Genomic DNA, 19331 nt, shown 5'->3' on the forward strand with positions numbered 1-19331 from the left:
TGAAAAAATCTTGCTTCTCGCCATACCGGGGGAGCGGGGCGGGTAGATTTTCTTCCGAATCCTTCACTTTCTACCCGGTCATGGAAAAAGCTCTGAAATTGGCGTCATGCCTCTACGGCCTGCTGATCCTGCTCAGCCTGGCGATGGTCGCCTTCCTCAGCCAGTTTCCGTTTCTCCTCAGCTCGGGAGCGGAAAACCTCTCGATGTCGATCCTGCCGCTGCTGATCCCGCTGATGGTCGGGCTGGTCGTCTGCGAGGCGGTGCGGGCGGTGGTGCCGAAGAAGCGCTAGGCGCGGCGCCGGGATCAGCGGCCGAGAATGCGCTGGCGGCGCATCCGGTACTGCTCGTAGGGAAGGCCCTGGCGGTTCAGCTCTTCCAGCTGGCGTTCGCTGGCGCTGCGGGAAAACGATTCCTCGACTATCGAGTCCGGCGTGACAGGCTGTGCGCAGGCGCTGACCAGCAGCACGCCCAGGACCAGGGCAATGCGTGGCATGCGATCTCCATGGACTACGGCAGAAGGGAAAAAAAGGCCATTACCAAGCGGGGGGAGGGTTGGTAATGGCCTGTACAAGGGACATTTGCCAGGCCTTGGGGATCTGGCGAAAAAGACGATATCAAGGGGGAATTTGATTAGCCAGCTAACAAAGTGGAATGAAGTTTTGCGGCAGGCGTAACAATTCTGTCCGAATCGTCATTCTTGCGTCACCGCCGGGACAGAGCGGTTTCGGCAGACTGCGGGGGAGTCGCCGAAGGAGATTCGTCGTGGACGATACGCTCAGGTTCGCCTCGCGCTTGTGCAAGTTCATCGTCGCCGCCAGCTTCCTGCTCGTGGCGGTCGCCAGCCTTTGCCTGTGGTGGACGGGCCAGGCCTACGAATACGCGGCGCTGGCGTTCTTTCCGTTCGCCGTACCCATGCTGCTGCTGATCATGGTCTGCGACCTGCTGGCAGCGCTGAATGGCAGGCGTCGCTGAGTGCCCGGGCCGCCTAGCGCTTTCAGCTAGGCGGATGTCGAACCCAGACAACCGGCACCCCGCGCGTGGCCCTATGGTGAGGCATTCATCCACTGCCTTCCTGGAGCGACCATGTCAGATTTCATCACCGTACTGCGCGATACCTGTCCCGTACCCGTGCTGGACGCCACCAAGTGGAAGCGGATCGACGGCGATCCGCATACCGTCAACCTCAACGCATACGCCTCGGCGGACGGCAGCAAGCTGATGGGCACCTGGATCTGCACGCCGGGCAAGTGGGAGGTGAACTACGAACGCTGGGAGTTCTGCCACTTCCTCGACGGCTACTGCATCATCACCCCGGAAGGCGAGCAGCCGGTGCACCTGAGGGCGGGCGACGTGTTCGTCATCGAGCCGGGCCTGCGTGGTACCTGGGAGGTAGTGGAGACGGTGCGCAAGTACTTCGTCTTCGCCTGACGGTATTGCCGCACGTCCGGGATGCCTGCCGGACGTCGCGCCTCAGTCCTGGTGGACGATGCGGCGGATGGTGCCGCCGCAGGACTGGTAGCAACTGCGGTACTCGTCCTGGCAGTCGTCGCCGAAATCGAAGTTGCGCTGCGGGTAGGGGCAGGACTTGCGCTTCTTCTTGTCGCTGTTCTGCATGCAGTAGTTGTAGGCCGTGCTCTGCGCCTGGTAGAGCGCCTCGTCCTGGCGCTGCTGCAGCTTGGCGAGGGTCTTGCACTGGCGCTTCTCGGCATTGCACTGGCTCACGCAGTGCAGGCCGGCATCGCTGGTCGGCGGAATGTAGGAGTAGCTGACGCTAGGGCCGCAACCGCCGAGCAGCAGGGCAAGACCGAGGAGGGGGAGCAGAAGGTGTTTCCGGAACGGCATTGTCGATATCGATAAGCAATGGCAAGCGAGAGCGAATGCTATCACTGGCTTTCCGAAGCTGTACGGCTCTACCCGATAAGGTTGAACTGGCGCACGAAACGCAAAAAAGAAAACCCCGGGACTGGCCCGGGGTTCTCGTCGCGCTCGCAGGTTCGATCAGAACACGCTGAACGGGTACTCGACGAAGGCACGGATTTCGTTGCCGTCGTCGTTGTACGAGCGGGCGTCGTTGGAGACACGCAGGAACGAGCTGCGCAGACGCAGGGTGAGGTCCTTGGCCGGACCGCTCTGCACCACGTACTGGACCTGGTTGAAGATCTCGCGCTCCTTGCCGTTGCTGGTCTCGGCGGTCTTGATGTTGTCGCCGCGCACGTAGGCTACGCGGTAGGTCAGGCCGGGCACGCCGTACTTGGCGAAGTCCAGGGCGTAGCTGACCTGCCAGGAACGCTCGTCCTCGGCGTTGAAGTCCGACCAGTAGGAGTTGGCCAGCCAGATGGTGGTGCCGCCGTCGCCGATGCCGCCGGCGTTCTGGTACCAGCCGTAGTTGTAGCCGGTGTCGCCGGTGTTGCGCTGGTGGGCGATCATGAAGGTGTGGGCGTCGATGGTGTAGGACGCCGCCAGGCTCCAGATCTTGTTGTCGCGGTTACCGTTGAAGTTCTGGTCGGCGAAGTCGCTGTCCAGCTTGGTGCGATAGCCGTTGAAGTCGAAGTTCAGCGACTGGTCGGCCTGCAGCGGGATGGTGTAGTTCAGGTTGATGTACTGCTTCTTCAGTACGTCCTCGACGTCGGAAGCGTACAGCGAGGCGTTGAAGTGATCGGTGAAGGCGTACTTGCCGCCGAACACGTTGATGCTCTTCAGGCCGCCGCTGTCGCGCCCTTCGGCGCTCTTGCGGGATTCCGCGGTGAAGCGACCGGCGTTCAGCTCCAGGCCCTCGATCTCCTTGGAGGTGATCAGGGTGCCGCTGTAGCTTTCCGGGAGCAGGCGCGAGTTGTCGTAGCTGAGCACCGGCAGGCTGGGCATCTGGTCGCCGTACTTGAGCACGGTGTTGGAGATGCGGAACTTCACCGCCGCGCCGCCCTTGGACAGATCGTCCGCCGCGGAGCCGCTGTCGCCCTGCTTGAAGAAGTCGATACCGGCGGCGCCGCTACGACCCTTGCCGCCGTCCAGGCGTACCGCGTACAGGCCGAACGCGTCGACACCGACGCCCACCGTCCCCTGGGTGAAGCCGGAGGTGAAGGTGGCAGTGGCGGCCTGGCCCCATTCGGCCTTGTCCTGCCGGCCATGTTTGTAGTCACGGCTGATGTAGCCATTGCGGAAGAACAGATCGAGGTGGCTGTCCTCGACAAACCCCTTTGCTGCTTCTTGGTCATTGGCCATCGCCTGGCTTGCAGTCGCGATGCCCAGTGCCAGCAGGCAAATCCTTTTCTTCAACATCTTATTGTTCCTGGTTGTTGGCTTGATGTGCGCTGAAATTGAAGGAAGCGCAAGGTTCGAAGTGCACGGGAGTCATTTGTCCCATTTACCGTGCGTGGCGGTTCTGGTTTCTTGTTTCTCCCGTTGGCGGCGCAACAATACCAGAACATTGTTCGATCCAAGAAAGCTTCGAGTCATTTGCTAATAACCAAAGTGCAAGGAAAGCCCCTTCCATAGGCTCTGAATCGGGCATTGCCGGATCGCTTCGTCATGCGCCTGCAATATCAACCTTATCGATAAGTACCATGCCGCGAAGTCGCTGCAGTTCTCGCTTTGGGCGGTGATACCGTCGAATCGTGAACGGATCGACAAAGAGGGACGTGACATGAAGATTCTTATCGCTGTATTCGCCGCTCTGGCCCTGTCCGCCTGTGCCTCGCCTCCCGCTTCGAACGCCCCGGCGCTGGCCGCCAGCACCAGCAAGGCTCCCTACGATTACGCGATGTGCGTCTTGCCCAAGTGGCAACGCCAGGCGCCGGGCGTGGCGCTGGTGGAGGAAGGCCGCGGCTATCGCCTGGCGGACGCTGGGCAGTGGCTGGAGGTGCAGCCGGCGAGGGGTGGCAGCCTGGTGCGAATCCATGATCAGCAGCCCTGGGTCACCCGCGGGGCCTTCATCGATGCGGCCAGGACCTGTTCCTGAGCCGCGAGGAAGAGGGAAGAGCTCCGGCCCCCTAGCATGAAGTGTCCGGAGCTCTACGGCCGCAAACGGAGGATGGCCGCAGAACGATCATCTGCCTATGGCCGGCGCTGCGCTTGATCGAGATCAAGTACTGGAGGCCGGGGAGCCGGCGTGTGCGGCGATTCGCGTGACGGGTCTCGTTTTTTCTGTGAAGTGCATTGCATAACGCTTCAATCGGGACGGGTGGCCAGCATGCCAACCAGTTCCTGGGCGGCCTTGCGCAATGGCTGGTTTTTCAGCCAGATAGCGTGGACAGGCAGTTTCAGCTCGTTCTTGGTATTCCTGAAGTCCAGGCGTACCAGCCTTCCCGTTGCCAGCAGCGGCGCGACCCGGGACAACGGGAAATTGCCCCAGCCGATCCCCGCCTCGACCATTTCCAGCGCCGTGCCCAGGCTGTCGGTGCGCCAGCAGGCGCCGGCAATCAGCGGACGGGTGTCGGCCAACGGCAGGTCGCAACTGGCCACCAGGATCTGCCGCACGTTCACCAGCTCTTCCAGGTACAGCGCCTGCCCCGGCTTCTGCAGGGCGGGATGGTGCGGCGAGATGGTCGCGACCAGCGATTCCGCGCCGACATACTGGAAGCGCTCCTGCGGGTTCACGCTGATGCCGGCGAATCCGAAGCACAGGCTGATGCGGCCGCCATGGAGCAGGGCGAGGGCATCGTCCTGCGCCGCGCTGAGCACCTCGACATCGAGCAGCGGGTAGCGCTCGGAAAGGGTGCGGAGGGCGCCGAACAGCCGCCCGCTGTCGATGTCCGCAACCACGCCGAGCGACAGGCGGCTTTCCAATCCCTGGGAGAGTTCCAGCGCATGCACCTGCAACTGGGCGAGCTGCTCGGCGATCATCCGCGCTTGCGGTGCCAGGGCCCTGGCCAGCGCCGTAGGACGGGCTTCGCGGTGGGTTCGCTCGAAAAGGGCGAAACCCAGCTCCGCCTCCAGGTTGGCGATGCCCATGCTCACCGCCGAAGGCACTCGACCCAAGGCACGGGCGGCGCCGGAAAAGGAGCCGTGGTCGAGGACGGCGAGGAACAGCTCGATGGTATCGCTGGAAAAGTTCATGGCAATTCTCCTATCAGCAGATCTGAAAGCTGCTGACTTTTTCTGTCAAGAAAATTGATCCAACCTTGCCCGCCTTTCCGCTATCACGCCCGAGAGGTCCACGTGCAAGGCATCAAGCGCAAACTGGTCTACGTGACCGCCTACGAATTGATCGGGATGAGTATCTCGACCCTGGGGCTGGCCCTGCTCGCCGGTTCCACGCCCACTACCACCGGCCCCCTGGCGGTGGTGATCACCACCGTCGCGGTGACCTGGAACTTCATCTACAACTGCCTGTTCGAGTTCTGGGAGCGGCGCCAGGCCGTGCGCGGACGCAGCATTGCGCGGCGGGTGGCGCACGCCATCGGCTTCCAGCTGACCCTGGTGGTCTACCTGATCCCGCTGATCGCCTGGTGGATGGGGATTTCCCTGCTGGAGGCGTTCTGGCTGGACCTGGCGCTGATCGTCCTGATCCCGTGCTACACCTTCCTCTTCAACTGGGCCTTCGATCGCCTGTTCGGCCTCCCGACTTCCGCGTTGCCGGCCGGCGAGGCGGCCTCCGTCTGAGGATTTTTTTTCTTCAGCGCCATTCGCGCTCGCCTTGGCCGGGGCAAATCGCCTACCTTAGACGGACGTGCGCTGTGGTGCCGGTTCAGGGAGGAAGTACGACCGCAAGCCATGAAGGTCTGCCCCGGCGAGGATGGGGTGCGGCATTTCGATGAACGGATTGGGGTCACTATGCGGATTTTGGGGATGCTACTGGGGGCCGTCTTGCTGGCGGGTTGTTCGACATCGACGCCCTCGCTCGACGAGACGGACCAGGTACCGAAGGAGCGTTTGTACAACTACCAGTTCCGTGACGACGGCGACGCCTTCCTGGTGGTTTCCCGGGACCGCGAGTTCCTCGGCAGCGTCTGCAATACCCGCTTGATCATCGATAGCCGCCTGGCCGCCGAGATCCAGGCCGGCGAGAGCGCGCGTTTCCGTCTTCCGGCGGGGCTGCGGGTGGTATCCGTGCAGGGCGATGGGATCTGCCGCGGCGAGGCGCCCAAGCAGGTGGTGCATGTGCAGAACGGGCAGACCACGCATTACCGGATCACCGTGGACTCCGGCTTGAACATCGGCCTGGTGCCGGGCTGAAGCCGGCGCAACGAAAAAAGCCGCCCGTGGGCGGCTTTTTCATGCGCGGCGTTTATTCGCTGACCGCTTTCTCGACCTTTTCGGACGCCGACCAGATCCGATAGCGGACCTCCACGTCCTTCGGCGCATAGACCACGATCGGCAGCTTGCTGTTGTAGCGCAGCAGGAAGCCTTCGCCGACCACCGGGATGAAGCGCTGCTCCTTCTTCTGGCCGGGGCAGGCCATCATCGTGCTCATCGGCCCGCTGACCTTGTCCAGGCGGTAGTAGGAGTAGCCCCAGCCTTCCAGGGTATGTTCTTCCAGCTCGCCGCCCAGGCGCTGCTGGTTGCAGTCGGCCTCGAGGGTCTTGCCGGCGATGATCTCGACCTTGAATGCGTCTTCCGCGTCCTGTTTCGGCAGGTGGATGACCTGGCGGGTGAAGCCGGCATCTGCCTTCGGGTAGGGAACCTTTTCATCCAGTTTGGCGGCCATGGCGGTGCTGGAAAGAGCGGCAACGCCGGCGGCGATCAGTAGTGCTTTCATGTCCTTGAGGTTCTCCTTACGTGGTAACGCGAGCAGGGTAAGACACCGAGGCACGGGGGAAAAGTTCAGTGGGGGACGTAACGGAATGTTCCATGTCCTGGGCCAGCCGGTCGGGGCACGGCCGAATCGCGGGCAAAAAAAAGACCATCTGCGGGGGGAGGGCGATGGTCTTCAAAGGAGCGTCGGGGACTTGGGGTTCTCCCGACGCCGCTACGATCTCACGCCGCTCCGCTGGGGAAAAATGCTTTGGACTGATAGTGGCTATCGATGCCGGTGACTTGAAATTCCCCGCCAACTCATAGCAAGTTCCGCACGATAGAGCCGTCAGCGCATCAGTTTGCGTTTTTTCAGCGGGTCAGTTGCAAGGCCAGTTCATCGACCTGTTCGGCCCAGTCGGAGTCCTCGGCCAGGGCCTCGCGCAGGAAGCTGGCCTGGGCAGGGTTCCAGAATGGCGCATCGGGCAGCGCCGTGCCCTCCTCGAGGTGGTGCCGGGCGAGAAAGGCGACGATGTCGTCCCGCCCAGCGGGGAGCCCCAACTGGCGGAACAGGTTGGAAAAGGTGTGCGGGCTGGTGTCCATGACGGTTCCTCCTGGATTCGCTGTTTTTCCACTATAGCCGGCGGGACGGCAGGGCCGCCGTGGGAGCCGGGGGTGGGTAATTTTGTCGCAGATGAAAAAGACTGTTGTGCGCGGCGTGCTTCATGGCGAAGGGGCGGGCGCTTATTATTAGCAAGCTAATGATAACCGGAGTCAGCCTATGTCCAGAATCGAAGTCGCCGTGCTGGTGGGGACGTCCGTTCCCGAATCGCTGCGCAGCAAGGGATTGCTGGCCTGTTGGATCCTGATGGTGGACGGCGCCATGTGGGCCGGCCCCTTCACCAGCCGTGACGAGGCGGAAGCCTTGAAGGGAACCTGGGAACTGAGTTGGCCGCTGGAGGCGGCGATCTCCGCCTGAGCCAAGGCCCTTGCCTTGCCGAAAAGCCCGCCGAGCGCGGGCTTTCTGTTGCCTGCGGAAACGCCCTAGCGGCGGCCCACCAGCAGGCCGAGGAGGAAGCCGGCGCCGGCCGATACGGCGATGGTCTGCCAGGGATGGTCCTCGACGTATTCCTCGGTCGCTTCGGCGGCCGCCTGGCTGCGTTGCACCACGCCGCGGCGGGTGCGCTCGATGGCGTCGCGACCACGATGCAGCACGGAATTGATCTGTTCACGCAGGTTCGCGCCCTCCTTGCCGGCCAGGCTGCCGGTGCCGCTCATCAACTGGTCCACCTCGGCGATCAGGTCCTGCAGTTCGGCCATGGCCTGGTCCTGGATAGCCTGCTTGGCGCGAGCGGAGCGGGTTTTCAGAGTCATGTCGGTCTCCTTGACGAGGATGGTTACCTAGGTATGGAGTCGCCCGCTTCGCTGAAAGTTGCACGGCATGGCCTGCGTCGGGGGCTTCCGTAGCATGCGGGAGAGCCGTTTCAGGATGCCCCGGCCTCGCCGCGCAGGTAGCGGTCGAGGTCGATCGCTTCGCCGCTCTTGAGTTTCAGGCGTCGGCGCAGGTCGTCGAACATAGCGTCGTAATCGCGGCGCTGGCGCACGATCGGTCCCTGCCGCAAGCGCAGGCCGTGGCGCCGGGCCAGGCGACTGGCACGGCTGGCGAAATGCACGGCGGCGTCGCGCGGCAGTTCGAAGCTTTCGCTGAAAGGCTGGCCGTCGATCCGGCCCTCCATGTCGAAGTGTACGGCCACCGGGCGGGCCTCGGCCTCCAGGACCCGGTAGCGCAGGTGGATATCGAATGCCTGGCGGTCGACTTCGCTGGCCGAGGCGAGATGCAGATGGCCGGGAATGAACATGGCCTGCCTCCTTTTCGGATAACCGGGGAAATGCCCTTGCCTGCCAGGGTATGCTTCGCCGGCCTCGGGACGGCTGTCCCAGGTCAGTTTTTTCCGGATTGGAGTGGGGATACGAATGGCGCTGGGAGCGTTCGGGTGTTGACTGACTGGGCCGCGTACGCCGGGCTGTTCCTCTCGGCGTTCGGTTCGGCGACCCTGCTGCCGTTGCAGTCGGAAACCGTGCTGGCCGCCTTGCTGCTGCGCGGCGGCCAGTCGGTCGCGTGGCTGCTGGCGCTGGCCATCGTCGGCAATGTGCTGGGTTCCTGGGTCAACTGGTGGCTGGGTCGCTACCTCGAGCATTTCCGCGGTCGCCGTTGGTTTCCCGTGGGCGAGGTGCAGTTGCTCAGGGCGCAGCGACACTATCGCCGCTACGGCCGCTGGACCCTGCTGCTCAGTTGGGTGCCGGTCATCGGCGATCCGCTGACGCTGGTGGCCGGCATCATGCGTGAGCCCTGCTGGAGTTTCCTGCTGATCGTCGGCCTGGCCAAGACGCTCCGCTACCTGGCCCTGGCTGCTCTGGTGCTGGGCTGGGCCGGCTGAGCGCTTCGTCGGCGAGCGTAGAACTATTTTTCGCGGGGCAATGTCCATTGCTGCGAGGTGTAACTGCCGCCTCATCGCCCCCGGGGCCTTTAGTTGCCGCTGTGGTCCCGGGGGCTTCTCTTTTCCTGCCTGTTTCCGGCGATGCGAGGTGCGCAATGTCGAGGGTGGTAGCGGGATCGCTGGTCTGCCTGCTGCTCGGTTCGGCGCCGGCCTGGGCATCTACGGCCGAGGCGTGGCAGGCGCACGACGCCATGGTGCGTGCCGCCTGCCTGAAAGCCAGCGGCTTGCGCCAGGTACGCGCGGTGGGGCAGGTACTGCCCTTCGACGATGAGGTGGGCTATTCGGCGCTGCTCCTGCAGGGCCGCTATCCGCAGCCGCACATGCAGGGCCGCCAGGGCCGCGAGCTGTGTCTGTACCGGCGCGCCACCGGCAAGGCCAGCGTCAGCGAGGCCGACGCCCTGCTCAAGCCTTGAGTTCGGGGTCGTCGTTGTCCGGAAGTTCGCGCTCGCCAGGGTCCTTGCCGTCTTCCGAATGGTGTTCGATCACCGCGTTCAGCTCGGCGCCGAACAGCACCACTGCCGCCGACAGGTAGAAGTACAGCAGGAGGATGATGATCGCCCCGATGCTGCCGTACATGGCGTTGTAGTTGGCGAAGTTCTTCACGTAGAAGCCATAGGCGAGGGACGCGGCGATCCAGGCGATCACCGAGAGCACCGAGCCGGGAGTGATGAAGCGGAAACGCTGCTCGACATCCGGCACCAAGTAGTAGAACAGCGCCACCGCGAGCATCAGCAGGAACACCGCAAGAGGCCAGCGCAGCCAGGTCCAGAGCGTCACCAGGTACTGTTCCAGACCGACCAGGCCGGCGATCCAGGCGATCACCTGCGGCCCGGTGACCATCAGGCCGGCCGCCACCAGCAACAACAGGGCGATGCCGAGGGTGTAGAGGATCGACAGGGAGAAGCGCTTCCATACCGGGCGGCTCTCCTTCACGTCGTAGGCGGCGTTGAGCGCGATCATCATCGAGCGGATGCCCGCCGAGGAGGTCCACAGCGCCACCGCGATACCGATCGACAGCAGGCCGCCTTTCTGCTGCTGCAACTGGTCGATCACCGGGTTGACCTGATCCATCGCCTCGGGCGGCAGCAGCAACGCCGCCTGCTCGCGCAGCCAGGCGAAGAACTCCGGCAGGTGCAGGTAGCCTACGAGGGTGATCAGCACCAGCAGGAACGGAAATAGCGAGAACAGCATCTGATAGGCGAGGGCCGAGGCGTAGGTCGGCATGTCGTCCTCGAGGAACTCGTTCACTGTGCGCTTGACCAGGCCGAACAGGCCTATTTCCCGATAAGCCGTACGGAACATTCCATCTCCTTGCTGTGTGCGTGCCGATGACGATCGACCACCGATGGCCGCTTGCCGCCAGGCATTTTCCGTTGGGTGAAATTCGTCGCGTCCTTTCTGGGACGCCACGGCGGGCGAATTGGTTCGTCGCCGGCGTCATCATTCGGTCGCATCCGTTAGCCAGACTGCGCCTGCCCGCCGCGCGGCGGGCCTCCGTCCAACTTCTCAGAAATGGAGCGCACCATGTCTGTCGACCTGAAGAAAATCGCCGCTGCCTTTCCCGAGTTCCAGTTGTCCAGCAAGAGCCGCCATGACGGCGCGCTGTTGTTGCAGTTGCAGGCCGCCGACGGCCGCTACGTGGCTCGCACCATACCCTCGCCGCAGCTCAGCGCGCCGCCGGAGACCGAGTGGCTGATCCGCAGCATCCGCCGGGAACTGGCCGTGCCGGGCATGGAAATGGCGATGGCGGCACGCTGAGTTTTTTCGCCGCGGGAACCGATGATGCGATAATTCCGCCTTTCCACACAGCTGACGGGAAGGCAATGAAGCGCGAGAAGGTTCGGGACAGGCAGGCGGCAGGGAAGATCTCGGCGACCCACATCATCGCCAATCCCACCCTGGCCAGGGAATGGATCGTGTTCTTCAAGAAGGACGGCGGGCGCAGCTATTTCCTGGTCGACGAGAGCGACGAGGTGATGTCGTTCCGCCGGCTCGACGACGCGGTCAAGGAGCTGCGCGGGCTGGGCATCAAGTTCGCGGAGATCCATCTCTAGGAGCGGCGTCGCGCGGTCGCCACTGGCCAGCCTTGCGCGCCCGCGCTTCTTCCTCGGCGAACCGGTACTGGCCGCGCGCCTCGGCCGTCTGGCCGCTGTCCGGCGCGTCGCGCCAGCTGGCCAGGCCAATGGTCAGCAGGGCCAGCCCGGCATCCAGGGTATGTCCGCAGGTGGGGCAGTCGGCCGGGGTGACCCAGGCCGCGCCGAGGATGCGGAAGCGCGCGTCGCGGCCTTGCTCGCGGATGGTCGCCGATTTGCCGAGCAGCATGTCTTCCAGGGCTTCCCGGGCGCGCCGACGCCAGGGCTCGGCGGCCGGTAGCTCGACGGCATTGAGCTGGATGCGCAGCGCCTTGTTCGCGCCGGGCAGGCGGCAGCCCAGGCTGGCGTCGTCATGTATCGCCACCACCGTGCAGTCGAAGCGGCGCTCCCCGGCGTCGGCGGCGAACGCCAGGGCGGCGCAGAGCGGCAACAGGGCGAGGGTGCGGAAGATCATGGGCTACTCCGGCGGAGGTCAGCGTCGACGCGAGGATAGGTTGCTGCAGGTCGCCAGGTCCACCGGGCCGACATAGGGATTGCCCCAGCCCATCACGCAGCCGACCATGTGGTTGCGCTGGCGCTCCCAGGTCTGTGGCGGGTACTGCTTGTGCCAGGCGTTGTAGAGCTGGCGATCCTGCTTCGACAGGCGCAGGCCGTAGCGGTCGCTCATGTAGAAGTAGGTGCGGGCGATCATCCCGCGAATCTGCGGGCGTGGCATCGCCTTGCGCGCCTTGAAGTCCACCACCATCGGGCAGGCGCCGTATTGCTGGGGTTTCTGCGGCAGCCAGCCGAAGCCGAAGTTGCTGCGGTCGCCGTTGACCTCGCCGATGCTCGGCACCAGGTTGTGCAGGTCGGCCTCGGCGCGCTGGTAGGTGCTGTCGTGCCTCGCGCAGTTGCTCCGCCCGCCGTTCTGCCAGCAGCGTCGCTGGTGACCGATCACCCAGGCCGGGACGATGTGAAATGTGCCCTTTAAATAGTTACACATTTCCTTGTCGTAGGAGTCTGGGGCGTCTACCGTGACTCATATTGCAAGCTTTATGGGGCGGGTGAGATGGAGTTGGTCTTCGCAGATGAGGGGTTCAAAATAAACGGGGTTAGCTACCCTGGATTTCCTATCATCCTAACAGCAGAACTACGGTCAATTCCCGAGGTAAGCGCCTTCTTGATTTACCGCTGCCTTCACAGGGGGCGAGTTGAAAGTAAACATACATGGGCCTCATACGGGCAAGCCCTTTACGACTATTTAGGTTTTCTAAATGCTGCCAATCGAGACTGGAGAGATGTTGGTTTTTTTGAGCTGGGCTCGAGCCCACTGGCTGCATACCGTGACTGGTCGATGCGTAGTTGCGGGCTTAGCGAAAACACCATAAATCTTAGACTGCGAGTTGTTTGCTCTTTCTATAACTATGCAAGGCGCCAAGGTTGGATAGAGAGGGTTCCATATGATGTTGAAACAGTAAGGGTCGCAGTCCATTCTGTATTTTTGGCTCATGTGGATGTAACTGGAGGGTATGTCGCTTCTCCCGATATACTAGTGAAGGGGAAGAGAACAGCAATAAAAGTTTTAACTAAAGAGCAGGTTAGAATTTTTTTAAATTCCGTAAGTTGTTCTACTCAAAAGCTTATTGCACGACTAGCCCTAAGCAGTGGGTTGAGGAAGGAAGAGCTCCTTACATTTCCAAGCTCCTATATATTTGATCCCGCTCAAATATCTAAAGGCAGTTCTCACTTTAGAGTTTTCTGTAGTCCAAAGGATATGGAGCTCAAGGGGAATAAGGCGCGGGAGATTGACATCCCTCGCTCGCTTATGGCCGCGCTCTGGCAGTACAAAATTCATGAGCGTAATCGGAGTATGCAGACCTCATGTGTAGAGTCAATTCCGTTGTTTCTATCTAGGTATGGTGTGCCTTACAGTCCTAAAGGCCAGAGTCTAAACCATATGTGGAAAGATCTGGGGCTTCCTTTCACAGTCACTCCTCATATGCTCCGCCATACCTATGCGACGCATACACTCCATGACATGCGCAGGCGTAAGAGTGTTATAGATCCGTTGCTATATGTGCGGGATAGGCTCGGCCACTCCAGTGTGGCTACTACGCAGAGGTACTTGCACTTAATTTCTATGATCGAAGATGATGTTATGGGAGAGTATCAAGAATTTATTGATTCTGTCTGCGTTGGAAGAATATGAATATGGCGCGCAAAGATTTTTCTTCTGCTGCTCTGGTGATAGATAAAGGCTCATCTAACCACATCATTGCGGATCATCTGTCAAAGACCATTAATTTTGTTCCGGAGAGTTATGTTATTAACTTTCCGGAAAGTCCGTTGACAGTGCGGAAATTGGATTTCGGGCGATATTATGGTGTAGGGTGTGATGAGGTTACCTATTATTGCCATAAAGTCATCGAAGTGTTGCTCGGGTCTGCTATAGCTTCGCAAGGTAAGACTAAGTCCGTGGCGAGTATTATTACTTATGCAAAGCGCGTTTCGAGAAGCTTTTTATGCTATTGCTCATTTATGTCAATGGCTATGAAGGGTGAGATAGGTTTGCGACATATTGATAGGGGGTTTGTTGCATCTTTTATTAGATATCTCGAGGCCTCTGGTGCTGGATATACAACTCAGAAAAATATTTACACCTGTTGTAAGTCAGTGCTTGGCGAGTTGGTAAGGTGTGGGTTACTTTCAAGTGATATATTTCCTCCTAATCCTTACCCGCACTCCAATAGGAGGAAAAGTAGTGAAAAAGCTTTTTCAAAGAAAGAGTTTACACAAGTTATTAATGCTTTGAAAAGAGAGGTGATTGCAGTAAAGGAGGCGTCTGGTCCTATTTTGGCGGAGGGCTTGGCCTTTTGTGCGGTTGCAATAGTAGCTCGTACTGGATTGAATCTTACGCCTTTAATCGAACTTTCCATGGGTTGTTTGCTTCCTCATCCGCTTAGGCGTGATCGTAGTATTTTGATTACTTATAAGCGCCGCGCTCATAAAGTGAACTATCAGTCAGTTAGTAGTGGCGCTGTGTCAACGCTGGATGATGAAGTAGATACCCTGAGTGTGGTGCTGCCCGATATTTCCGCTATTATAAAAATGGTCGCAGAAAGGAATGACTCTATAAGGAGTAGGGGGGAGTGGAAAGATAGGCTATTCGTTCGTGAGCGCCCCTTAAAGAATCCTGATGAAAGAACTCCTGCACCTATAACTATTAATACTATTAATCGAGCTTTGGAGGCGCTGGTAGTTCGTCATGAGTTGATTTCTGATAATGGTGATAGACTGGTTGTTAATGTGTCTAGATTAAGGAAGACCTTTGCCAATAAAATATGGGAGCTCTCAGGTAATGATCCTTTTTTAACTGCAATGTTGGCTGGAAATACTCCAAAAGTCCTCCTGGATAGTTATTTGGAAGCGCCGGCTGATGCTGAGAAAAATTGGGCGTTGATGGGGGAGGTTCGTAATAAAGAACTTCTCGAAAATGATCATGCCGATCTTGGTATTATTCCGGTAAAAGAGGTAAATACTGCTGTGGCCCGTTGCAAGGATACCGTTAACGGGCACAGGGCTCCCAAGAATGGGAGTCATTGTGTGGAGTTCTTAAACTGCTTTCGCTGCAGCTCTTTCGTAGTGACTGCGGATGACCTGCATAGATTATTAAGCTTCTATTGGTTGTTGGTTCGTGAGCGCGGGCGAATCGGTGCAAAAAATTGGGTGAGGTTATATAGGCATATAATTAAAATTATTGACGAAAAAATCTTGCCTAAATTTGATAAGTCCACTGTTGTGGCTGCTAGGGAAAAAGCTAGGCAGAATCCTCATCCATTTTGGAAAGATCCTGAAATTTTGGGGTTGGCATAATGATTTTGGCTAAGGGTGTTAGCTATTATCAACAAGAAGCACTGAGAAAGGCTCGTGAAGGTCACACGCACCTGCCTATAGCAGTCACCGCTACACGGCTAGGGGACGGGACATACAAAGTCTTAAGTTACCTCGCGGATGACGTTTGGCGATTCCCAAACGCGATTTTTCCACCTGGGACTGCTGACCACGATAAATGCATTCGGTTCGGTAAGATTCCAGAGCGTTGGCGCTCAGTTCTGAAAATAGTTATGCTTGAATACTATTTAAACGGCATAGAGGGCCGGGTGCGACCAGTCGGATCTTCGTTAATTTCTTTTTTCAAAAACGTATCATTATTTTTGAAGTTTGCTGGTGCTTATGTCGAGTGCTTGTCTGAAATTTCAGAATTTCTGTGTATGCAGTATGTTAATTATTTAAAAAATAGTAGCAGTAGATCTGGTGATAAGTTTTCTAAGTCCTATCTTTGTACGCGATTGAGCTCGGTGCACACACTGCATCTGCTCAGTAAAGTTACTACTACTCCCATGGTGCACCCTTGGCCTGAAAGTAGCGCGACTGAGTTGTCAGGCGCAAATCGTGCTCACTGGGCCCAATCAAAGACCTTGCCAATTCCAGATAACAAGCTCGCGGAAATTTTTCGTGCGGCTGTATCACGTCTAGAGCGCGCAGACGAGACATTAGCGCTTGCGGAAATGGTTTCCGAATGGCAAGCCCAATATTCCTATTCTGGCACTGTAAACGCAAAACTTGCGGCTACGGGATACCGGGGTGGCATTTTAGGGTTGAGACTTGAGAAAAATCTCCTGCTAGATGCCTGCAGTATCGTCATTCTTCTAACGAGCGGTATAAGAGTTTCAGAGCTCATGAGCTTAAAAGTAGGCGCTCACTACGTACGTGATGGGGAAGATGGTACTAAGTTTTACTGGATGTCTGGAGTATCCACAAAGACCAAAGAGGGTAAGGTAGATTGGCTAGTCACAAAGCTTACCCATGAAGCGCTAGATGTTGCGGGGAAGGTCACCGCAGAGATTCGTGCCGAGCTAAATGATAGATACAGTTTGGCTAAGTCGGCAAGTAATCTGATAGAGATGCATGATTATGAAGCGCATCTCGATTCTTTGTTCCTTGGGTGGGGAGGGCATGCACATAAACTCCAAGTTTTTGCTGCACAAACCATTAGGGCAAGATTAAAGCGGTTTATGCTGGCTCATAATATTGACTGGGAGGTCGCACCACACCAATTTAGAAGGACGTTCGCTCGATATGTGGCTCGCAGTCAACTCGGTGATGTTCGTTATCTTCGTGATCATTTCAAACATTGGACGCTGGATATGACTGCGATATATGCAGAGGATCAAGTTAGAGATAAAGAGCTGTTTGATGAAATCTATGTTGCAATGCGTCACGAAAAGATGCTGGTGCTTGAAAGTGTTTTTGAAGAAGATGCATTGGTTTCTGGTGGTTTGGCAGAGACCATTCGTATTTTTCGATCCTCTGATGAGGCGATTCGGACGTACAAAAGCCGCCGTGAAATGGTTCAGTTTGTATCGGAGGTTGTGCATCTGAGAAGTACTGGTATTGCATGGTGTACTGCAGATAGTACGGGCTGCTCCGGTGGCAGTGTATTGGATAAAACTCGATGCGGTGATTGCTCGAAAAGTCTTATCGATGAATCGCGGCTGCCACATTGGGTAGGCATATATGGTCAAATGTTGGAGCTTAAAGCTATCGCTAATGACTGTGGTCCAGGTGCGGGTGCACGAATTGACAGCGATATTCGACGGTGTGAAGTCGTCCTTCAAGAGCTTGGAGCTGATATTGAGGAGCTTAAGCTCGGTGTTTTACTTGAAGGGGGGCTTCGTCATGCATAAAGAAGATCGAATATCGGGAACCGAAAAAAAGTTGCTAGATGCTTTAAAGCGAATCCAGCACGGACGTACGAGGATAGTAGAATCTAGTAGAAAGTTGTCTATTGCCTCGGTTGCCGAAGAGGCAGGTATGAGTCGTGCAACAATCCATAATCGCTATCCCCGTGTTGCCGAAGAAATTCGTACTGCTCTCGGTCAGGGGCATCGAGAAAAGATTGTCAAAGGACTGGAGGCTCAGCGAGAGATGCGCGATATAATCAAGGCGCTCCGTATAGAAATTAATGGATTGAAAGCTATGAAGGTTAAACTCGTGTCTATCAACGAAAGTCTCGAAGCAGAACTGAGGATGCTTCGAGCTATTGTCGACTCAAAAAATGTCAAAGCGTTGAAGTCCAGAGGTTGAGTGTGACTATTTCAGGGCGAGCTATGGCAGTGGCTTAGTCCGGTTATGCCAGAGTTCTAGCATCAAAATTCCCTAGTCAAAATCATAATGAAGTGCCCCTTCGTAAGCAGCTGTTAGAGATTTTGTTTGGCATGGATGCAGTTGTTTGCGAAGAACCTCTTCCGCCGATTCTGTTGGAAAAGTTGGTTTTTGAGATGGCAGCTTTGGACGGTTAAAAAATACATTAGATTTCGGTGCCTCTACGAAAAAATAAGTTTTGAGCGAACCAGATTTCAACGTCGCTCATGCTCTTTCATGGGGCAGAATCATGACGGTTTTTTTCAACAGAATCGGCCGGTAGCTGAAAATTCAGTTACGTTTGATGCCCAAACAAAAGGAGTAAACGGGTGAAAGGGTTTTTCAATGGCGCATTGCTTTTGGGCACTGTTCTGGTCAGTTCTCTGAGCTCGGCAGCGGATCTGACTCTGATGTCTTGGAACGCCATGAGGTTGGGACAGGGTGGGGAGAAGAGCTTTCCAGCACTCGCCGAGGTGGCAGGGAAAGCAGATCTGGTAGCCATTCAGGAAGTGATGAATGAGGAAGGACTGACAAAGTTGGAGGCGGAGCTTGAGAAACGGACCGGGGAGCAATGGTCGACGTTGGTCAGCCATGCGGTGGGCTCCCGCTCCTACAAAGAACTCTATGCTTTCCTCATGCGTGAGAGCGTTGTCGTATACGAAGACGGGGCAGTCGTGTACATGGATCGAGGCGATCGCTTTATTAGGGAGCCCTTATCGGCCCGATTTAAATCGAAACGAGATGGTACGTTATTTGCTGTGGCCAGCATTCACGTGTTGTACGGGAAAGGTCCCCAAGACCGTGAGCCGGAGGTCAGGGAATTGGAGAGCTACTGGGCGTGGCTGGAAAGCATCTACCCAGAAACCCCGGTCATGCTGGTAGGTGACTTCAATATGCCTCCCTCTCACCCCGCATTTTCCGGCCTCTCACAGCACGCAACGCCCCTCATTACAAAGGGCGCAACCACGCTTTCCGCACGCGAAGGGCTCTACGCCAATCTTTACGACAACATCTGGGTATCCAGGACGCATCGTCTGAAGCTGGATAACGCGGGCATCATGGACTACCCCCGGATGATCGGCTGGAGCCATGAGAAAAGCCGGAAGCACGTGAGTGATCACGCTCCCGTATTCGTCACCCTGGGAAATGCGAAGCTGCGCCAGGGGGTTGTAACGGTCCGACCGGAGGCAGAAAGGAGTCGAGTTGCGGGGGGCGGAATGAAGCAGATTTTCCCGTCTCAAGCTCAGAAGAGCACTGCAGCCATCGCCTCCAACATAGACGATGCCGACCATATCCGCGGAAATGCTAACTCCCGCATTTTCCACTGGCCGGGCTGCCCGAGCTACGACAAAGTATCACCAAAGAACCGAGTGGAGTTCAGCAGTGTCCAGGAGGCAGAAGCCGCAGGGTACCGGTTGGCCGGCAATTGTCGCTGATAGATCTAATGCACCGACCAAAGGTTGGTGTCACAGCCTCATCGCAGTGAGGCAGTCGCACGCATCAATGTGACCTAGGGCAGCTTCGGCTGCCCATTATCCGATTAGGAGTTGGGCCGTGCCTGTGCGAGCACCTTGTAGTGACCACCAGCAACCGGATGGGTGCATTCAAGTTCCCTTTAGTAACCAATACCGTTTCTCTTTCAACTGGGTCCAGGAACGAGTCCGTTGAGAGTTGCGATCAGGCTCTGTTTCTCCGATAACTTCAGCACTCTACTGAACACCAAACCTTGCGTGCACGAGGTTCTGAAAGACGCTCAAGATGCGGCCAGAGTGATATTTAGATCTTGGCGATACACTCCAGTAGAATGCTGGATGCCGGTTGATACACGCCGAGCCCCCGTTATCGCCCCTTCCACCATAAACATGGCTGATCGCCTTTTTTGCCCGGC

At 57.8% G+C, this 19331-nt stretch carries 26 protein-coding genes and 1 pseudogene; 16 read left to right on the top strand and 11 right to left on the bottom strand.

Features of this window, described 5'->3' with window-relative positions; genetic code table 11:
• Positions 1-98: 98 nt before the first annotated feature.
• Positions 99-290, top strand: a complete 192-nt coding sequence (locus LE197_RS05395) for a hypothetical protein (RefSeq protein ID WP_003099127.1) — start codon at positions 99-101, stop codon at positions 288-290.
• 14 nt (positions 291-304) lie between these two features.
• Here the strand turns inward: LE197_RS05395 and LE197_RS05400 are convergent, their stop codons facing one another.
• Positions 305-493, bottom strand: a complete 189-nt coding sequence (locus LE197_RS05400; protein WP_009313943.1) for a hypothetical protein — start codon at positions 491-493, stop codon at positions 305-307.
• Between the two features lie 269 nt (positions 494-762).
• Between LE197_RS05400 and LE197_RS05405 the strand changes: the two genes are divergently transcribed.
• Positions 763-972 carry a hypothetical protein gene (locus LE197_RS05405; RefSeq protein ID WP_003090820.1) on the top strand — a complete coding sequence of 70 codons (210 nt, stop codon included), beginning with the start codon at positions 763-765 and terminating at the stop codon, positions 970-972.
• A gap of 111 nt (positions 973-1083) precedes the next feature.
• Complete coding sequence (locus LE197_RS05410; protein ID WP_003090818.1) at positions 1084-1428, top strand: cupin domain-containing protein; 345 nt, start codon at positions 1084-1086, stop codon at positions 1426-1428.
• Between the two features lie 42 nt (positions 1429-1470).
• Here the strand turns inward: LE197_RS05410 and LE197_RS05415 are convergent, their stop codons facing one another.
• Positions 1471-1842: a hypothetical protein gene (locus LE197_RS05415; protein ID WP_003160518.1), complete on the bottom strand. Its 372-nt coding sequence runs from the start codon at positions 1840-1842 to the stop codon at positions 1471-1473.
• Positions 1843-1998: 156 nt separating this feature from the next.
• Positions 1999-3276 (bottom strand): OprD family porin, encoded by a 1278-nt coding sequence (locus LE197_RS05420; protein WP_003099122.1) that lies wholly within the window; start codon positions 3274-3276, stop codon positions 1999-2001.
• 364 nt (positions 3277-3640) lie between these two features.
• Between LE197_RS05420 and LE197_RS05425 the strand changes: the two genes are divergently transcribed.
• Complete coding sequence (locus LE197_RS05425) at positions 3641-3955, top strand: hypothetical protein (RefSeq protein WP_003090814.1); 315 nt, start codon at positions 3641-3643, stop codon at positions 3953-3955.
• Between the two features lie 209 nt (positions 3956-4164).
• Here LE197_RS05425 and LE197_RS05430 read toward each other — a convergent pair whose 3' ends face one another.
• Positions 4165-5052, bottom strand: a complete 888-nt coding sequence (locus LE197_RS05430; RefSeq protein WP_023089255.1) for a LysR family transcriptional regulator — start codon at positions 5050-5052, stop codon at positions 4165-4167.
• 102 nt (positions 5053-5154) lie between these two features.
• Between LE197_RS05430 and LE197_RS05435 the strand changes: the two genes are divergently transcribed.
• Both LE197_RS05435 and LE197_RS05440 read left to right on the top strand, forming a co-directional pair.
• Positions 5155-5598, top strand: coding sequence for a PACE efflux transporter (locus tag LE197_RS05435; RefSeq protein WP_003090812.1), 444 nt, complete (start codon positions 5155-5157; stop codon positions 5596-5598).
• Between the two features lie 186 nt (positions 5599-5784).
• Positions 5785-6171, top strand: coding sequence for a hypothetical protein (locus tag LE197_RS05440; RefSeq protein WP_003160516.1), 387 nt, complete (start codon positions 5785-5787; stop codon positions 6169-6171).
• A 52-nt stretch (positions 6172-6223) separates the two neighbouring features.
• On the opposite strand, the gene eco is transcribed toward LE197_RS05440, so the two are convergent.
• Both eco and LE197_RS05450 read right to left on the bottom strand, forming a co-directional pair.
• Positions 6224-6694 carry a serine protease inhibitor ecotin gene (gene eco, locus LE197_RS05445; RefSeq protein WP_003090808.1) on the bottom strand — a complete coding sequence of 157 codons (471 nt, stop codon included), beginning with the start codon at positions 6692-6694 and terminating at the stop codon, positions 6224-6226.
• Between the two features lie 347 nt (positions 6695-7041).
• Positions 7042-7272, bottom strand: coding sequence for a DUF2789 domain-containing protein (locus LE197_RS05450; protein WP_003090806.1), 231 nt, complete (start codon positions 7270-7272; stop codon positions 7042-7044).
• Between the two features lie 178 nt (positions 7273-7450).
• Here LE197_RS05450 and LE197_RS05455 point away from each other — a divergent pair, with 178 nt between their 5' ends.
• Positions 7451-7648, top strand: coding sequence for a hypothetical protein (locus LE197_RS05455; RefSeq protein WP_003090804.1), 198 nt, complete (start codon positions 7451-7453; stop codon positions 7646-7648).
• Positions 7649-7713: 65 nt separating this feature from the next.
• On the opposite strand, the gene LE197_RS05460 is transcribed toward LE197_RS05455, so the two are convergent.
• Together LE197_RS05460 and LE197_RS05465 are read right to left on the bottom strand one after the other, a co-directional pair.
• The gene (locus tag LE197_RS05460) at positions 7714-8043 is read right to left on the bottom strand and encodes a DUF883 family protein (RefSeq protein WP_003090802.1); all 330 of its coding nucleotides are present in this window, start codon (positions 8041-8043) and stop codon (positions 7714-7716) included.
• Between the two features lie 110 nt (positions 8044-8153).
• Positions 8154-8528, bottom strand: a complete 375-nt coding sequence (locus LE197_RS05465; protein ID WP_023089254.1) for a DUF5064 family protein — start codon at positions 8526-8528, stop codon at positions 8154-8156.
• Between the two features lie 135 nt (positions 8529-8663).
• On the opposite strand from LE197_RS05465, the gene LE197_RS05470 reads away from it, so the two are divergent.
• Entirely contained in the window at positions 8664-9107 is a 444-nt protein-coding gene (locus LE197_RS05470; RefSeq protein WP_003099113.1) for a YqaA family protein, read from the top strand.
• A gap of 155 nt (positions 9108-9262) precedes the next feature.
• Positions 9263-9580 carry a hypothetical protein gene (locus LE197_RS05475; protein ID WP_003108875.1) on the top strand — a complete coding sequence of 106 codons (318 nt, stop codon included), beginning with the start codon at positions 9263-9265 and terminating at the stop codon, positions 9578-9580.
• Here LE197_RS05475 and LE197_RS05480 read toward each other — a convergent pair.
• A complete protein-coding gene (locus LE197_RS05480) occupies positions 9570-10469 on the bottom strand; it encodes a YihY/virulence factor BrkB family protein (RefSeq protein ID WP_003090797.1) in 900 nt (299 codons plus the stop codon). The genes LE197_RS05475 and LE197_RS05480 overlap by 11 nt on opposite strands.
• Positions 10470-10691: 222 nt before the next feature.
• Here LE197_RS05480 and LE197_RS05485 point away from each other — a divergent pair, with 222 nt between their 5' ends.
• Positions 10692-10925, top strand: a complete 234-nt coding sequence (locus LE197_RS05485) for a DUF3509 domain-containing protein (RefSeq protein WP_003090796.1) — start codon at positions 10692-10694, stop codon at positions 10923-10925.
• 65 nt (positions 10926-10990) lie between these two features.
• Positions 10991-11221, top strand: a complete 231-nt coding sequence (locus LE197_RS05490) for a hypothetical protein (RefSeq protein ID WP_003090795.1) — start codon at positions 10991-10993, stop codon at positions 11219-11221.
• Here the strand turns inward: LE197_RS05490 and LE197_RS05495 are convergent.
• Together LE197_RS05495 and LE197_RS05500 are read right to left on the bottom strand one after the other, a co-directional pair.
• Entirely contained in the window at positions 11196-11714 is a 519-nt protein-coding gene (locus tag LE197_RS05495) for a thermonuclease family protein (RefSeq protein WP_003114413.1), read from the bottom strand. The two genes, LE197_RS05490 and LE197_RS05495, sit on opposite strands and share 26 nt — an antisense overlap.
• Before the next feature lie 18 nt (positions 11715-11732).
• Positions 11733-12215, bottom strand: a pseudogene (locus LE197_RS05500) (endonuclease); the annotation flags it as partial.
• A gap of 93 nt (positions 12216-12308) precedes the next feature.
• On the opposite strand from LE197_RS05500, the gene LE197_RS05505 reads away from it, so the two are divergent.
• The 5 genes from LE197_RS05505 (at position 12309) to LE197_RS05525 (ending at position 18879) form a co-directional block, all read left to right on the top strand.
• Positions 12309-13448, top strand: a complete 1140-nt coding sequence (locus LE197_RS05505; protein WP_023083406.1) for a tyrosine-type recombinase/integrase — start codon at positions 12309-12311, stop codon at positions 13446-13448.
• A 2-nt stretch (positions 13449-13450) separates the two neighbouring features.
• The gene (locus LE197_RS05510) at positions 13451-15112 is read left to right on the top strand and encodes a hypothetical protein (RefSeq protein WP_071534604.1); all 1662 of its coding nucleotides are present in this window, start codon (positions 13451-13453) and stop codon (positions 15110-15112) included.
• 251 nt (positions 15113-15363) lie between these two features.
• A complete protein-coding gene (locus tag LE197_RS05515; RefSeq protein WP_170869668.1) occupies positions 15364-16986 on the top strand; it encodes a tyrosine-type recombinase/integrase in 1623 nt (540 codons plus the stop codon).
• Entirely contained in the window at positions 16979-17386 is a 408-nt protein-coding gene (locus LE197_RS05520) for a hypothetical protein (protein WP_034082648.1), read from the top strand. Before LE197_RS05515 ends, LE197_RS05520 begins: the two co-directional genes overlap by 8 nt.
• Positions 17387-17772: 386 nt before the next feature.
• Complete coding sequence (locus LE197_RS05525; RefSeq protein ID WP_023083408.1) at positions 17773-18879, top strand: endonuclease/exonuclease/phosphatase family protein; 1107 nt, start codon at positions 17773-17775, stop codon at positions 18877-18879.
• The last annotated feature ends 452 nt before the right edge of the window (positions 18880-19331 follow it).

This window comes from Pseudomonas sp. PS1(2021), from assembly GCF_020405165.1.
GTDB classification, from domain to species: domain Bacteria; phylum Pseudomonadota; class Gammaproteobacteria; order Pseudomonadales; family Pseudomonadaceae; genus Pseudomonas; species Pseudomonas aeruginosa.

Excerpts from the sequence above, each read along its gene's own strand:
- LE197_RS05400 (WP_009313943.1), bottom strand. The coding sequence starts at position 493 with ATGCCACGCATTGCCCTGGTCCTGGGCGTGCTGCTGGTCAGCGCCTGC.
- LE197_RS05410 (WP_003090818.1), top strand. The coding sequence starts at position 1,084 with ATGTCAGATTTCATCACCGTACTGCGCGATACCTGTCCCGTACCCGTG.
- LE197_RS05415 (WP_003160518.1), bottom strand. The coding sequence starts at position 1,842 with ATGCCGTTCCGGAAACACCTTCTGCTCCCCCTCCTCGGTCTTGCCCTG.
- LE197_RS05420 (WP_003099122.1), bottom strand. The coding sequence starts at position 3,276 with ATGTTGAAGAAAAGGATTTGCCTGCTGGCACTGGGCATCGCGACTGCA.
- LE197_RS05425 (WP_003090814.1), top strand. The coding sequence starts at position 3,641 with ATGAAGATTCTTATCGCTGTATTCGCCGCTCTGGCCCTGTCCGCCTGT.
- LE197_RS05430 (WP_023089255.1), bottom strand. The coding sequence starts at position 5,052 with ATGAACTTTTCCAGCGATACCATCGAGCTGTTCCTCGCCGTCCTCGAC.
- LE197_RS05440 (WP_003160516.1), top strand. The coding sequence starts at position 5,785 with ATGCTACTGGGGGCCGTCTTGCTGGCGGGTTGTTCGACATCGACGCCC.
- eco (WP_003090808.1), bottom strand. The coding sequence starts at position 6,694 with ATGAAAGCACTACTGATCGCCGCCGGCGTTGCCGCTCTTTCCAGCACC.
- LE197_RS05450 (WP_003090806.1), bottom strand. The coding sequence starts at position 7,272 with ATGGACACCAGCCCGCACACCTTTTCCAACCTGTTCCGCCAGTTGGGG.
- LE197_RS05455 (WP_003090804.1), top strand. The coding sequence starts at position 7,451 with ATGTCCAGAATCGAAGTCGCCGTGCTGGTGGGGACGTCCGTTCCCGAA.
- LE197_RS05460 (WP_003090802.1), bottom strand. The coding sequence starts at position 8,043 with ATGACTCTGAAAACCCGCTCCGCTCGCGCCAAGCAGGCTATCCAGGAC.
- LE197_RS05465 (WP_023089254.1), bottom strand. The coding sequence starts at position 8,528 with ATGTTCATTCCCGGCCATCTGCATCTCGCCTCGGCCAGCGAAGTCGAC.
- LE197_RS05475 (WP_003108875.1), top strand. The coding sequence starts at position 9,263 with ATGTCGAGGGTGGTAGCGGGATCGCTGGTCTGCCTGCTGCTCGGTTCG.
- LE197_RS05480 (WP_003090797.1), bottom strand. The coding sequence starts at position 10,469 with ATGTTCCGTACGGCTTATCGGGAAATAGGCCTGTTCGGCCTGGTCAAG.
- LE197_RS05485 (WP_003090796.1), top strand. The coding sequence starts at position 10,692 with ATGTCTGTCGACCTGAAGAAAATCGCCGCTGCCTTTCCCGAGTTCCAG.
- LE197_RS05490 (WP_003090795.1), top strand. The coding sequence starts at position 10,991 with ATGAAGCGCGAGAAGGTTCGGGACAGGCAGGCGGCAGGGAAGATCTCG.
- LE197_RS05495 (WP_003114413.1), bottom strand. The coding sequence starts at position 11,714 with ATGATCTTCCGCACCCTCGCCCTGTTGCCGCTCTGCGCCGCCCTGGCG.
- LE197_RS05505 (WP_023083406.1), top strand. The coding sequence starts at position 12,309 with ATGGAGTTGGTCTTCGCAGATGAGGGGTTCAAAATAAACGGGGTTAGC.
- LE197_RS05510 (WP_071534604.1), top strand. The coding sequence starts at position 13,451 with ATGGCGCGCAAAGATTTTTCTTCTGCTGCTCTGGTGATAGATAAAGGC.
- LE197_RS05515 (WP_170869668.1), top strand. The coding sequence starts at position 15,364 with ATGCTTGAATACTATTTAAACGGCATAGAGGGCCGGGTGCGACCAGTC.
- LE197_RS05520 (WP_034082648.1), top strand. The coding sequence starts at position 16,979 with ATGCATAAAGAAGATCGAATATCGGGAACCGAAAAAAAGTTGCTAGAT.